This window comes from Proteus sp. ZN5 (genome assembly GCF_011046025.1).
Taxonomy (GTDB): domain Bacteria; phylum Pseudomonadota; class Gammaproteobacteria; order Enterobacterales; family Enterobacteriaceae; genus Proteus.
In genome coordinates this window covers 4278365-4293243 of the sequence record NZ_CP047639.1, presented here as the reverse complement: position 1 = coordinate 4293243, position 14879 = coordinate 4278365, and the positions used below count along the sequence as shown (strand labels likewise).

9 protein-coding genes, 1 tRNA gene and 3 rRNA genes are annotated in these 14879 nt (G+C 43.9%); 11 read left to right on the top strand and 2 right to left on the bottom strand.

Translation table 11 applies throughout. The features are described from left to right. Positions 1-226 precede the first annotated feature (226 nt). The 4 genes from GTK47_RS19675 to rrf all read left to right on the top strand — a co-directional run bounded on the left by GTK47_RS19675 (position 227) and on the right by rrf (position 5526). Positions 227-1770: ribosomal RNA gene (locus GTK47_RS19675) — 16S ribosomal RNA — on the top strand. An 84-nt stretch (positions 1771-1854) separates the two neighbouring features. Continuing rightward, a tRNA-Glu gene (locus GTK47_RS19670) sits at positions 1855-1930 on the top strand. Positions 1931-2275: 345 nt separating this feature from the next. Further along, positions 2276-5294 (top strand): 23S ribosomal RNA (locus tag GTK47_RS19665). Positions 5295-5410: 116 nt separating this feature from the next. Beyond that, positions 5411-5526: ribosomal RNA gene (gene rrf, locus GTK47_RS19660) — 5S ribosomal RNA — on the top strand. The 16S, 23S and 5S rRNA genes sit together here with 1 tRNA gene alongside, the layout of an rRNA operon. A gap of 163 nt (positions 5527-5689) precedes the next feature. Here the strand turns inward: rrf and GTK47_RS19655 are convergent. Then, positions 5690-6349, bottom strand: a complete 660-nt coding sequence (locus GTK47_RS19655; protein ID WP_165126394.1) for a GntR family transcriptional regulator — start codon at positions 6347-6349, stop codon at positions 5690-5692. 467 nt (positions 6350-6816) lie between these two features. Between GTK47_RS19655 and GTK47_RS19650 the strand changes: the two genes are divergently transcribed. The 7 genes from GTK47_RS19650 (at position 6817) to GTK47_RS19620 (ending at position 14364) form a co-directional block, all read left to right on the top strand. Beyond that, positions 6817-8067: an NRAMP family divalent metal transporter gene (locus GTK47_RS19650; RefSeq protein ID WP_165126391.1), complete on the top strand. Its 1251-nt coding sequence runs from the start codon at positions 6817-6819 to the stop codon at positions 8065-8067. 13 nt (positions 8068-8080) lie between these two features. After that, the gene (locus tag GTK47_RS19645) at positions 8081-8866 is read left to right on the top strand and encodes a 5-oxoprolinase subunit PxpA (protein WP_165126782.1); all 786 of its coding nucleotides are present in this window, start codon (positions 8081-8083) and stop codon (positions 8864-8866) included. A gap of 2 nt (positions 8867-8868) precedes the next feature. Beyond that, positions 8869-9675 (top strand): putative hydro-lyase, encoded by an 807-nt coding sequence (locus GTK47_RS19640; RefSeq protein ID WP_165126388.1) that lies wholly within the window; start codon positions 8869-8871, stop codon positions 9673-9675. Positions 9676-9689: 14 nt separating this feature from the next. Further along, entirely contained in the window at positions 9690-11267 is a 1578-nt protein-coding gene (locus tag GTK47_RS19635; RefSeq protein WP_165126385.1) for a 5-oxoprolinase/urea amidolyase family protein, read from the top strand. 16 nt (positions 11268-11283) lie between these two features. After that, positions 11284-13029 carry a biotin carboxylase N-terminal domain-containing protein gene (locus GTK47_RS19630; RefSeq protein WP_165126382.1) on the top strand — a complete coding sequence of 582 codons (1746 nt, stop codon included), beginning with the start codon at positions 11284-11286 and terminating at the stop codon, positions 13027-13029. Positions 13030-13232: 203 nt separating this feature from the next. Beyond that, entirely contained in the window at positions 13233-14030 is a 798-nt protein-coding gene (locus GTK47_RS19625; RefSeq protein WP_165126379.1) for a sulfite exporter TauE/SafE family protein, read from the top strand. A gap of 103 nt (positions 14031-14133) precedes the next feature. Next, on the top strand, positions 14134-14364 hold the full coding sequence (locus GTK47_RS19620) for a hypothetical protein (protein WP_165126376.1): 231 nt from the start codon (positions 14134-14136) through the stop codon (positions 14362-14364). A gap of 38 nt (positions 14365-14402) precedes the next feature. On the opposite strand, the gene GTK47_RS19615 is transcribed toward GTK47_RS19620, so the two are convergent. Then, positions 14403-14843 carry a PACE efflux transporter gene (locus GTK47_RS19615; protein ID WP_088493886.1) on the bottom strand — a complete coding sequence of 147 codons (441 nt, stop codon included), beginning with the start codon at positions 14841-14843 and terminating at the stop codon, positions 14403-14405. Between the last annotated feature and the right edge of the window lie 36 nt (positions 14844-14879).

The window sequence follows — 14879 nt, the reverse complement described above, 5'->3', positions numbered from 1 at the left end:
TTCAGAGGAATAACGTAATATACGCCTCCTCGCAACAACGCAGAAGACCGGAAACGGCAGCGAATGTTGCACTGCTCTTTAACAAATTATCAGACAATCTGTGTGGGCACTCGCAGAGACGATATCTTCTAAAATATTAGATGTATCAAGTCTTGAAGAGTGAACAACAAAAGTAATTCATTTATGAATAGCTAAGTTTTCGATTTCTTTGAGCATCAAACACTTTTAATTGAAGAGTTTGATCATGGCTCAGATTGAACGCTGGCGGCAGGCCTAACACATGCAAGTCGAGCGGTAACAGGGGAAAGCTTGCTTTCTTGCTGACGAGCGGCGGACGGGTGAGTAATGTATGGGGATCTGCCCGATAGAGGGGGATAACTACTGGAAACGGTGGCTAATACCGCATGACGTCTACGGACCAAAGCAGGGGCTCTTCGGACCTTGCGCTATCGGATGAACCCATATGGGATTAGCTAGTAGGTGAGGTAATGGCTCACCTAGGCAACGATCTCTAGCTGGTCTGAGAGGATGATCAGCCACACTGGGACTGAGACACGGCCCAGACTCCTACGGGAGGCAGCAGTGGGGAATATTGCACAATGGGCGCAAGCCTGATGCAGCCATGCCGCGTGTATGAAGAAGGCCTTAGGGTTGTAAAGTACTTTCAGCGGGGAGGAAGGTGTTAAGATTAATACTCTTAGCAATTGACGTTACCCGCAGAAGAAGCACCGGCTAACTCCGTGCCAGCAGCCGCGGTAATACGGAGGGTGCAAGCGTTAATCGGAATTACTGGGCGTAAAGCGCACGCAGGCGGTCAATTAAGTCAGATGTGAAAGCCCCGAGCTTAACTTGGGAATTGCATCTGAAACTGGTTGGCTAGAGTCTTGTAGAGGGGGGTAGAATTCCACGTGTAGCGGTGAAATGCGTAGAGATGTGGAGGAATACCGGTGGCGAAGGCGGCCCCCTGGACAAAGACTGACGCTCAGGTGCGAAAGCGTGGGGAGCAAACAGGATTAGATACCCTGGTAGTCCACGCTGTAAACGATGTCGATTTAGAGGTTGTGGTCTTGAACCGTGGCTTCTGGAGCTAACGCGTTAAATCGACCGCCTGGGGAGTACGGCCGCAAGGTTAAAACTCAAATGAATTGACGGGGGCCCGCACAAGCGGTGGAGCATGTGGTTTAATTCGATGCAACGCGAAGAACCTTACCTACTCTTGACATCCAGAGAATCCTTTAGAGATAGAGGAGTGCCTTCGGGAACTCTGAGACAGGTGCTGCATGGCTGTCGTCAGCTCGTGTTGTGAAATGTTGGGTTAAGTCCCGCAACGAGCGCAACCCTTATCCTTTGTTGCCAGCGCGTAATGGCGGGAACTCAAAGGAGACTGCCGGTGATAAACCGGAGGAAGGTGGGGATGACGTCAAGTCATCATGGCCCCTTACGAGTAGGGCTACACACGTGCTACAATGGCAGATACAAAGAGAAGCGACCTCGCGAGAGCAAGCGGAACTCATAAAGTCTGTCGTAGTCCGGATTGAGTCTGCAACTCGACTCCATGAAGTCGGAATCGCTAGTAATCGTAGATCAGAATGCTACGGTGAATACGTTCCCGGGCCTTGTACACACCGCCCGTCACACCATGGGAGTGGGTTGCAAAAAGAAGTAGGTAGCTTAACCTTCGGGAGGGCGCTTACCACTTTGTGATTCATGACTGGGGTGAAGTCGTAACAAGGTAACCGTAGGGGAACCTGCGGTTGGATCACCTCCTTACCTAAGAGATACGTGTTATGTGCAGTGCTCACACAGATTGTCTGATGAAGAACGAGCAAAAGCGCGTCTGCGAAGCTGACTGAAGTCCCCTTCGTCTAGAGGCCTAGGACACCGCCCTTTCACGGCGGTAACAGGGGTTCGAATCCCCTAGGGGACGCCAATTGCGCGGTATGAGTGAAAGGCGTACCACACTATGTCTGATGAAAGTCAGAGAATAGTTAAGATAATTCGCATGAGTTATTTTACCTATTATGCTCTTTAACAATCTGGAACAAGCTGAAAAATTGAAAACAAATCAATATATCACCGAGGTATATTGATGAGTCTCTCAAAATCTCAAATCTGAAAGTACTCTTCAGAAAGAGGATATGCGAGCAAAATGATTTCAAGGCGGCCAGCGCACAGCAAGCGCAGCATACATTAGTATGTGAGCATTGCGAGCACTGCCCAACGTCGAAATCATGAAGCGCAGCAATCCGTTTTAGAAGACACCTTCGGGTTGTGAGGTTAAGCGAATAAGCGTACACGGTGGATGCCTAGGCAATCAGAGGCGATGAAGGACGTGCTAATCTGCGATAAGCGTCGGTAAGGTGATATGAACCGTTATACCCGACGATTTCCGAATGGGGAAACCCAATATCCAATGGATATTATCATGACGTGAATACATAGCGTCATGAAGCGAACCGGGAGAACTGAAACATCTCAGTACCCCGAGGAAAAGAAATCAACCGAGATTCCCCTAGTAGCGGCGAGCGAACGGGGAACAGCCCAGAGTCTTAATCAATAGCAGCATCAGGAGAACGGTCTGGAAAGTCCGGCAGTAAAGGGTGATAGCCCCGTATCTGAAGATGCTGTTATTGTGAACTCGACGAGTAGGGCGGGACACGTGTTATCCTGTCTGAATATGGGGGGACCATCCTCCAAGGCTAAATACTCCTGATTGACCGATAGTGAACCAGTACCGTGAGGGAAAGGCGAAAAAGAACCCCGGCGAGGGGAGTGAAAAAGAACCTGAAACCGTGTACGTACAAGCAGTAGGAGCCCCACCACTAAGCTAGTGGTGAACTCACTAGCGATTCTTTTTGCATGATAATGTGCGGTAGACGGAGCGAATGCGACGTTCAACCAACAAAAATCAAGCAGAGGAGGCTTAGTGGTGGGGTGACTGCGTACCTTTTGTATAATGGGTCAGCGACTTATATTCTGTAGCAAGGTTAACCGTATAGGGGAGCCGTAGGGAAACCGAGTCTTAACTGGGCGAATGAGTTGCAGGGTATAGACCCGAAACCCGGTGATTCATCCATGGGCAGGTTGAAGGTTGGGTAACACTAACTGGAGGACCGAACCGACTAATGTTGAAAAATTAGCGGATGACTTGTGGATGGGGGTGAAAGGCCAATCAAACCGGGAGATAGCTGGTTCTCCCCGAAAGCTATTTAGGTAGCGCCTCGTGAACTCATCTTCGGGGGTAGAGCACTGTTTCGACTAGGGGGTCATCCCGACTTACCAACTCGATGCAAACTGCGAATACCGAAGAATGTTATCACGGGAGACACACGGCGGGTGCTAACGTCCGTCGTGAAGAGGGAAACAACCCAGACCGCCAGCTAAGGTCCCAAAGTCATGGTTAAGTGGGAAACGAAGTGGGAAGGCTCAGACAGCCAGGATGTTGGCTTAGAAGCAGCCATCATTTAAAGAAAGCGTAATAGCTCACTGGTCGAGTCGGCCCGCGCGGAAGATGTAACGGGGCTAAACCATGCACCGAAGCTGCGGCAGCGACACTTATGTGTTGTTGGGTAGGGGAGCGTTCTGTAAGCCTGCGAAGGTGTGCTGTGAGGCATGCTGGAGGTATCAGAAGTGCGAATGCTGACATAAGTAACGATAATGCGGGTGAAAAAAACCCGCACGCCGGAAGACCAAGGGTTCCTGTCCAACGTTAATCGGGGCAGGGTGAGTCGACCCCTAAGGCGAGGCTGAAAAAGCGTAGTCGATGGGAAACGGGTTAATATTCCCGTACTGGTGGTAACTGCGATGGGGGAACGGAGAAGGCTAGGTTGTCCGGGCGACGGTCGTCCCGGTTCAAGCATGTAGGCAGAGTGATTAGGCAAATCCGGTCACTTAATGCTGAGGTGTGATGACGAACCACTAAGGTGGTGAAGCAATTGATGCCCTGCTTCCAGGAAAAGCCTCTAAGCTTCAGGTTACCAACAATCGTACCCCAAACCGACACAGGTGGTCAGGTAGAGAATACTCAGGCGCTTGAGAGAACTCGGGTGAAGGAACTAGGCAAAAATGGTGCCGTAACTTCGGGAGAAGGCACGCTGGCGGTAAGTGAAGTCCCTTGCGGACGGAGCCGAAGCCAGTCGAAGATACCAGCTGGCTGCAACTGTTTATTAAAAACACAGCACTGTGCAAACACGAAAGTGGACGTATACGGTGTGACGCCTGCCCGGTGCTGGAAGGTTAATTGATGGGGTTATCCTTAGGGAGAAGCTCTTGATCGAAGCCCCAGTAAACGGCGGCCGTAACTATAACGGTCCTAAGGTAGCGAAATTCCTTGTCGGGTAAGTTCCGACCTGCACGAATGGCGTAATGATGGCCAGGCTGTCTCCACCCGAGACTCAGTGAAATTGAACTCGCTGTGAAGATGCAGTGTACCCGCGGCAAGACGGAAAGACCCCGTGAACCTTTACTATAGCTTGACACTGAACATTGAGCCTTGATGTGTAGGATAGGTGGGAGACTATGAAGTGTGGACGCCAGTCTGCATGGAGTCAACCTTGAAATACCACCCTTTAACGTTTGATGTTCTAACCTAGGTCCATAATCTGGATCGGGGACCGTGTCTGGTGGGTAGTTTGACTGGGGCGGTCTCCTCCTAAAGAGTAACGGAGGAGCACGAAGGTTGGCTAAGCATGGTCGGACATCATGCGGTTAGTGCAAAGGCATAAGCCAGCTTGACTGTGAGAGTGACGGCTCGAGCAGGTACGAAAGTAGGTCTTAGTGATCCGGTGGTTCTGAATGGAAGGGCCATCGCTCAACGGATAAAAAGGTACTCCGGGGATAACAGGCTGATACCGCCCAAGAGTTCATATCGACGGCGGTGTTTGGCACCTCGATGTCGGCTCATCACATCCTGGGGCTGAAGTAGGTCCCAAGGGTATGGCTGTTCGCCATTTAAAGTGGTACGCGAGCTGGGTTTAGAACGTCGTGAGACAGTTCGGTCCCTATCTCGCCGTGGGCGTTGGAAGATTGAGAGGGGTTGCTCCTAGTACGAGAGGACCGGAGTGAACGCACCACTGGTGTTCGGGTTGTCATGCCAATGGCATTGCCCGGTAGCTAAGTGCGGAAGAGATAACCGCTGAAAGCATCTAAGCGGGAAACTTGCCTCGAGATGAGTCTTCCCTGTCACCTTGAGTGACCTAAAGGAACGTTTAAGACTAAGACGTTGATAGGCTGGGTGTGTAAGCGTAGCGATACGTTGAGCTAACCAGTACTAATGAACCGTGAGGCTTAACCTGACAACACCGAAGGTGTTTTGTCTGAGAGACAAACAGTAGATGAAGTAAGCTTGTTTAAGATTGATATTGCTGGCGACTGACCGAAAGGAAAGAAGCGGGTAATAAAACAGAATTTGCTTGGCGGCCATAGCGCAGCGGACCCACCTGAAACCATGCCGAACTCAGAAGTGAAACGTTGTAGCGCCGATGGTAGTGTGGGGCCTCCCCATGTGAGAGTAGGGAACTGCCAGGCATTAAATAAGACGAGAAAGCCAACCCAATGGGTTGGCTTTTTTGCGTTTGGGGTTTTAGTGCATTTTAAATACTATGCTAAATCCTAAATCCTAAATCCTAAATCCTAAATCCTAAATCCTAAATACAAAAATGCCCTAATTTAGGGCATTTTTTATGATCTTTTAGCAAAAATTATGACGAGAAAACGCAGCAAGGACTGTTCTTTCTGAAATTTCTAAATAGTCCTCCATGGCTGTTGCTGCTTCTTGGGCTTTTCCATCCATCAAAAGTGTCAAAATCTGTTCATTTTTCTCAATATACGGTGCATGTAATAATTGAGGATCGTTTAATAAACCGAAGGCTAAACGCAATTCTGCTAAAATAAGCTGGTATTGTTTAAATAATCTAGGACTATCTGAAAGCTCAACAATTGCTGTGTGAAAATGCATATTACAGGTTCCTACACCGCTCCAATCTTGTTGTTCTTGAAAGACTTTTGCTTGATTAACACTATCTTGCATTTTAACAATAGCTGGATGCATAGGATAAGAATGTCGTAGAGCATCACATTCAATTAATCGTCTTACACGATAAATATCCATGATACTTGCCATATCCGGTACAGAAACAAAAACACCACGATTAGGTTTATAAGTTAAAAGCCCTTCTTGGGTAAGAACGCGAAAAACCTCTCTTAAAGTATTACGCGATATCTCTAGCGTTTCACTTAATGCCGTTTCTGACAATCTTTCACCAGGAGGTAATTCTCCAATAGTGATTTTTTGCCGAATAACATTTGCGACTTTTTGAGAAAGAATTTGTGGAGATGTTTTTTTCTGCATTATCTTCTGCTATTAGCTTAATAGAAGTGCCTATTCTATCAGTGTGTTTTGTAATATATAACCTCTATTATGTCACTCTGTCGTACTTCTCACTGTATCGAGTATGACTTTCTGTTTATTTCCATTAAAAAAACTTAATTTTTTATCACGATATTCTTGTGATTAAATTTATTCACCCTTCGAACTCACGCACCATTTTTGTGCATTTAATCTTTTTATGCTTCATTTAGGTGCACATTGATGACTCATTAATTAATAATAATTGTCATTAAAATGTTAAAAATGCGATCTTCACTGCACTTTTATCACCCCATATTTAAATCTATTTGCTTATTTATTCATCTATTATTATTAATTGTTCAACAATCTAATATCAGGTGATTAACAATTACGTATTCATGCTCAACAATGGCATGCTAATTGCCTTAGTAATAATAATTAAAATAATGATGATAAGGGGGTAGCTCATGGCTACACAAGATTCTGCAAACACAACATCAAGTTCGTTTATAAAAAATAGACGTTCTTCATTGGTAGCTGCCATTTTTTTAATGGCGACATCAGCTATTGGTCCGGGTTTTATTACTCAAACTGCAACCTTTACTGCCACTATGGGGGCGGCATTTGCATTTGGTATTTTGGCATCAATCATCATCGATTATGTTGTTCAGCAAAGTATTTGGCGAGTAATCACGGTTACTAATATGCGAGCTTCAGACATTGCTAACAAAGCAATACCTGGTAGTGGCTACTTACTTGCGGTATTAGTTATTTTTGGCGGTTTAGTGTTTAACGTAGGTAACATTGCGGGTGCTGGTTTAGGGCTTAATGCAATGGTAGGTCTTGATCCTAAATGGGGTGGGATCTTAAGTGCTTTACTTGCGATCTATATTTTCTCATCACGCAAAGCCAGTAACTTTATCGATCGTATGATTATCGTTCTAGGTATTGTCATGATCCTACTGACTGTTTTTGTGATGTTTGCCTCTAATCCTCCAGTAGGTGAAGCATTAAGACAAACTGTTTTACCTGATGCGATTAACTTCGCAACGATCACTACCATTGTCGGTGGTACTGTGGGTGGTTATATCTGTTATGCTGGTGCTCACCGTCTTCTCGATAAAGGAACAACGGGTATTGAGAATATTGATGCTGTATCAAGCGCTGCAACCAAAGGAATTTTAGTGGTTGGATTAATGCGTTATATCCTTTTTCTGGCCATTTTAGGTGTGGTTGCTAGTGGCGTAACATTAGATATTTCTAGCCATGCGGCTAACCCTGCTTCTCAAGCATTTCAGCATGCAGCGGGTTTAACTGGGTTACGTATCTTCGGTCTTATTTTGTGGGCAGCTGCATTAACGAGTGTGATTGGTGCCGCTTATACCTCAATGTCATTTATCACTGTATTTAAAAAAGGTATTACTGAGCGTCAACGTAATATCGCAACGATTATTTTCATCGCTATTTCACTCGCTATTTATATGGTTATGGGAACTGCGCCGGCCGCATTATTAGTCTTTGCCGGTGGTTTCAATGGACTGATTTTACCTATTGGTATGACACTATTTATTTTTGTTGCATGGCGTCGCCAAGATCTCATGAATGGTTATAAATATCCAGCATGGTTGCTGTGGTCAGGTATTTTGGTCTGTGCGCTGACTTGGTATATGGGCATTATGTCCGTGGGTGCTATTTTCAACTACCTCAACATTGCTTAAGAGAACAATCATGATGATAAAAGCAGTCGATTTAAACAGTGATTTAGGTGAGAGCTTCGGTCAATGGACAATGGGCAATGATGATGCGGTACTTGAAATTGTCAGTAGCGCTAATATCGCTTGCGGTTTTCATGCAGGTTCACCGGATGGAATTTTAAAAACATTAAAAGCGGCGAAACAGCATAATGTCGCGATAGGTGCGCATGTTGCTTATCCTGACTTAGTCGGTTTTGGTCGTCGTAATATGGATATCGCCAGTGATGAATTAACCGCAGATGTGATTTATCAAATAGGTGCTTTGCAAGGATTGGCTAAAGCCGCGGGTTTAAGTGTGACCTACGTTAAGCCTCATGGTGCGCTTTATAACACAATTGCTCATGATAAACGTCAAGCACTTGCTGTTATTGAGGCGATACTTGCTGTAGATCCCCAACTGACATTAGTTGCTTTAGCGGGATCACCTTTGATTACACTTGCTAAAGAAAAAGGCCTTCGAGTAATCGCAGAAGCTTTTGCAGACAGAGCTTATCATGCTGATGGTACGTTAGTTTCCCGTAAAAAAGAGGGAGCTGTTTTACATGATCCTGAACGTGTTGCTCAACGCATGTTACGGCTTGTGCAAGAAGGTGGTGTTGAGTCCATAGAAGGCGTTTTTACTGCGATACAAGCTGATTCTATTTGCGTTCATGGTGATAGTCCAGATGCCGTGGCTCTTGCTAAAAGTGTAAAAGAAATTTTGGTTAATCATGGTATTAGCATTAAACCTTTTGCACCTCTACTACTTAAAAATGAGGTGTAAAAATGACTCATTTAATGCAAGCGACTGCGGATGCAATTGCCAAAGCACAAGAAGCTCGATTGGCTATTCGCAATGGTTTAGCCATACCAACAGCAGGTATGGCTAAAGGCATGACACAAGCTAATATGATTAGCTTACCTCGTGATTGGGCATTTGATTTTCTGCTCTACGCTCAACGTAACCCGAAAAGTTGTCCGATATTAGATGTTTGTGAATCAGGTAGTTATCGTACTGTTTTAGCGAAAGATGCCGATCTGCGTACTGACATTCCTCTTTACCGTGTTTGGGAAAATGGCAAATTAGCGGATGAAATTACGGATGCTACTGAAATTTGGGCACAACATCCCGATCTTGTTACGTTTCTTATTGGTTGTAGTTTTACTTTCGAAACACCCATGTTAGAAGCGGGTATTGAAATTCGTCATATCACAGATAACTGCAATGTACCGATGTATAAAACGAATCGCTTGTGTCGCCCAGCAGGGCGATTAGAAGGTGAATTAGTGGTTTCAATGCGGCCTGTTCCTGCTGACAGAGTCGCTGATGCAGTGATGATCAGTGGTCGTTTCCCTTCTGTACATGGTGCTCCCGTACATATTGGCTCGCCCGACGCTTTGGGTATTAAAGATATTATGTCACCAGATTTTGGTTCACCAGTGAGAATTGAAGAAGGCGAGATCCCCGTCTTTTGGGCTTGTGGTGTGACTCCACAAGCAGCAGTGATGCATTCAGGTGTTCCTTTCGCACTTAGCCATGCACCGGGGCATATGTTTATTACTGATGTGCCTGATGCAGCTTATCACGTATAAGGGAGGAAGATACTTTGCGCTTTTTACCCGTTAACTTATCCCATTTACTTGTTGAGCTTTCCTCTTTAAAAGAGACGCTCGCATTCTATGAATCCGTTAAACAAGCGGATATTGCTGCTATTCAAGACATTGTACCTGCGGCGAAAACACTCTTAATTCACTATACACCGTGGCTAATCACGGCTGAAGAACTTGTATTTCAACTTCGACAATTAGAAGTCAAAGCGGTATCAGCACGTCAAACACAATCATTAACGATCCCTGTTCATTATCAAGGTGAGGATCTTAATGAGGTCGCTGAATTATTAGGGATCACGACCAGTGAAGTGATCAGCAGACATACAGAACAAACCTATCAAGTCGCATTCACTGGTTTCGCTCCGGGTTTTGCTTATTTGATTGCTGATGAAACTCAGCTTTATGTGCCTCGTCGTAAAACTCCTCGTACACGTATTCCTGCTGGATCGGTCGGATTAGCTGGCGAGTTTAGTGGCGTTTATCCACAACAAAGCCCTGGAGGTTGGCAACTTATTGGTACCACAGAAATAAAGATGTGGGATCTCTCTCGTGAACAACCCGCTTTTTTATTACCGGGAAATGAGGTGCATTTTGTTGATGCACAAAAATCGCCGATAACCGTTTCACTACCGGAGAAAAAAGCCGTAGTCGCTTCCTCGCTCTCATTAAATGATAAAGGGCTATATGTTATTTCAGCAGGGCTACAAACTTTATTTCAAGATGAAGGGCGTATTGGTGCTGCATCAATGGGAGTATCTGCTTCAGGCGCACTTGATAAACCCGCTTTACATGCGGCCAATCGTTTAGTGGGTAATCCTGCAACCTTTGTTGCACTTGAGATAACCCAAGGTGGACTGACACTTAAAGCGCGACAAAATTGTGTGATCGCTTTAACAGGGGCGGATTGTTCCATTACGCTAAAACATGAGTCGGGTGAGAATGAATTCTTATTTGGTTATCAACCTATTGATGTTCGCTGTGGCGATGAAATTACTTTAGGTATGCCAAAAACCGGTGTACGTAGCTATCTTGCCGTGAGAGGAGGGTTTGAATTACCAAAGGTGTTAGGGAGTTATGCATTTGATACCTTGGCACAAATTGGACCTAATGCTTTGCAAGAAGGCGATGTACTTCATTTAAATAATGAAAGTACCTCATGCGGTATTCTTGCTGATGAACTGCCGATATCAACACTGCCAAAACAAGGTGATATCGTCACGCTTGATGTTGTTTTAGGTCCCCGCACTGATTGGTTTACCACTGAAGCTATAAAGACATTAACCTCTCAATTATGGCAGGTGACACCACAATCTAACCGTATTGGGTTGCGTTTACTGGGCGAAACCCCTCTTGCACGAGAGCAACAACAAGAATTATCGAGTGAAGGCACTTGCATCGGTGCAATACAAGTTCCGATTAATGGGCAACCTGTTTTGTTTCTTAACGATCACCCATTAACAGGAGGATATCCTGTTATCGGTGCCGTTGCTGAATATCACTTACCACTTGCAGGGCAGATCCCTGTTAACGCTAAAATTCGTTTTAATCCAATCACCGAATTTCAAGAATATTGATAGGAGAATGCCACTCATGACAACAACTAACCAAAAACAACGAGTGAAGCATAGAGTACTTATTGCAAACCGAGGTGAAATCGCAGTTCGTATTATTCGTGCTTGTCAGGATCATGGGGCGACTTCAATTGCCATTTACGCCAATGATGATATTGATGCACTACACGTTCGTCTTGCTGATGAAGCTTATGGACTCAATGGTAATTTGCCGAAAGAAAGCTATCTAGATATTAATAAAATCATTGATATCGCCCATAAAGCTAATGCCACAATGATCCATCCTGGCTACGGTTTTCTTTCTGAGCGAGCTGATTTTGCAAAAGCGGTACAAGACGCAGGATTTATTTGGATCGGCCCTAACCCAGAAACGATAGAAGTGCTTGGTGATAAAGTGAAAGCGCGTAAAATTGCACAATCTGTTGGTGCTCCTCTTGTAAATGGTACGGCTGATCCCGTTAATGATGCCAAAGAGGTTCTCGATTTTGCTAAACAGAATGGTCTACCTGTTGCCATTAAAGCCGCTTTTGGTGGTGGTGGACGAGGTTTGAAGATCGCGCATAAAATGGAAGAAATTGAAGAGCTTTACCATTCTGCTGTACGAGAAGCTGTAACTGCATTTGGTCGTGGTGAATGTTATGTTGAGCAATTCCTAGATAAACCTCGCCATATCGAAGCACAAATTATCGCAGACAAACTGGGCAATGTTGTTGTTGTCGGAACACGAGATTGTTCGTTACAGAGACGTAATCAAAAGCTTATTGAAGAAGCGCCAGCCCCTTATTTGACAGACGAACAACGTGAACGTATCCACCAGTCAGCTAAAGATATTTGTGCTAAAGCGGGTTATGTGGGTGCAGGTACAGTTGAGTTTTTATTAAGTGCAAATGGTACTATCTCATTTTTAGAAGTGAATACACGCTTACAAGTAGAGCATCCTGTTACCGAAGAAACAGCAGGTATTGATTTAGTGATCGAGCAGTTACGTATTGCTGAAGGTTTACCGCTAAGTATTGATAAAACACCTGTTCCACGTGGTCACTCTTTTGAATTTAGGATCAATGCAGAAGATCCCGCGAAAGGCTTTTTACCTACACCGGGTTTAATTACGCATTTTTCTCAGCCTTCAGGCCCAGGTGTTCGTGTAGATAGTGGTGTTACTGAAAATAATCAGGTTTCACGCCAATTCGATTCTATGATGGCAAAATTGATCGTGACAGGTGCAACTCGTGAACAAGCCATTGCTCGGGCTCGTCGAGCACTATCTGAATTTAAAATTGAAGGAGTAGCAAGCGTATTGCCTTTCCATTGCGAAATGATGGAGCATGCCGATTTTACTGAAGATTTTAAAGTGCATACCCGTTGGATTGAAACAGATTTTCAGGCAAAAAACACCCATTTCCCTCGTAGCACACCTGCAAAAAATGAAGAGCTTGTTCGTACTTTTATTGAAATTGATGGCCGTCGTCATGAACTCGCTTTACCTGCTCAATTACTATCGTTCTCTGCGGTAATACCAACAGCAATTAATGCCTGTCATGAGAAAGAAGAAAATGAAAAGGCCGTCACTGCACCTATCTCTGGTGTATTACATAGCTGGATCTTAGCTGATGGCGACAAAGTTAAAGAGGGTGATGTTATTGCCATTATGGAAGCGATGAAAATGGAAGTTCAGGTAATCGCTTCTTGTGATGGTGTACTACTGCAAAAAGCGAAAACAGGTGACTATTTTTCAGCAGAAACGGTCTTAGCTGAAATAAATTAAGAGTATTAAGAATTAATACATTGATTAATAATGATAATATCTATTATTAATATCGGCCCTTTAATATGAGGTAGTTTCATATTAAGGGGCTTTTTTATAATAATTTTATTTATATTCCTATTTGTTATATCTAATTCCTTTTGGTTATAAGTTATTTTGCCTATAATCGAAGCTTGTTAAATTTTAACCAACAAGGAAATAAGATGTTGCTTGTAACACAACTACTTATCGGTGCTGTAATCGGGTTAGTTATTACAACGACTGGTGTAGGTGGTGGTGTTATTCTATTACCTGTTCTTATTTATCTTTTTGGTATGAATGCATTAGCTGCGGTTGCGACAGCCAATTTACTCTCGATGCTAATGAAGCTCTCATCTTCTTATATTCATTTTCGGCTAGGTAATATTCCATTAAAACCCGCACTATTAATCTTAGGGATAATGTTTCCGGCAACATTTTTAGCGAGTTATGGTGTGACATGGTTGGGATCACAACCTCAATATTACGATCGTGTTGAATCAGCGATTAATATTTTAATGATCGTTGCTATCGTATTTTCATTGATCTTATTTTTACAGCGAATGGTAAGAAGATCAGCAATTTCAGATCCTCTAATTACTTTACCACCGCCTTCAACAGTGACTTTTTCTTCCTTATTTGTACCGGGAGTGAGTGCCGGGTTTGTGCTTGGTGCAACAGGTGTCGGAGGGGGATTAGTGGTGTTACCGGTATTAATGCGTTTTGCCCAAATGGGTATTAAAGAGGCAATAGGCACTTCTATTTTTATTACCACGATCCTTTCTGGTGGCTCTGCTATTGCTTATAGCGCTGGTGGTTATACCGATGTTCACACAGCACTTATTCTCTGCTTAGGTTCATTACTCTCCATCCCCTTAGCTCGCTATTTACTTGTGTATTTATCAGAGCGTTTTTTCCAATATTTAACTCTGTCTTTTATTCTGATCAGCATCATTATGATGAGTTGGAAATTAATAAATTAACTTAATGTAATATCGAGTGAGTCAATCTTTCTCTTACTACCTTTAGTTAGACTAAACTTATTCTATCATCATTAGATTAACTACTAAGAGTAAGTACAACGATATGAATATTAAAACAGATGATGAGTTTTTAGTTTATATGGCGCTGGGTGAAGAGAGCTATATGAAAGAGTATTACCGTGTGATTGAAATTGACTCAACGCTTTCTCAAGTGACGGGTAAATTGTTAAGAAGAACAACGGCTGATGACAAAAATATTGGATTAGGTCGTTGCGAGTTAGAAGGTGGCATTGAGCAATTTGCGTTAGAAGATATCTATCCTGTTAAAGAGTGATCCGTTATTAGGATCACTCTCCTTACTTAATTTGTTGCTTAGGCAGCGGGTGCATTCTCAGGTAATGCAGATTTTGGTAAGCCAAAAATTTTGTCAAATACCCAGTTATAAACGAAGGTATAACAAGGGATGATGATGATTAGTGCAAAGTCCATCACTAACGCTTGCCACAATGAAACATTAAGCCACCATGCAATCAGTGGAATTAAATAGAGTACCAGTGTTAGCTGAAATCCAATTGCATGTACTAGGCGGCGTCTAAACGTTCGAATTCTTGAAACTTGTCGGCTTTCCCAAAACTCAAATATGCAGTTATAAATAAAATTCCAACTCACCGCGATTGTTGTGATCACCAGAGCTAATGGACCTGTTACTGCTGTTGAACTATCAGCCAAAAGTGCAAGCCCGACTGATGAAATAACCCAGCCAAAAATTTCATAAGCTGTCACGTAGACAATTTTTCGTTTGATACCTTGCATTGTGCTCTCTTTTTCTGTGGATCTGTGTCGTTAAGC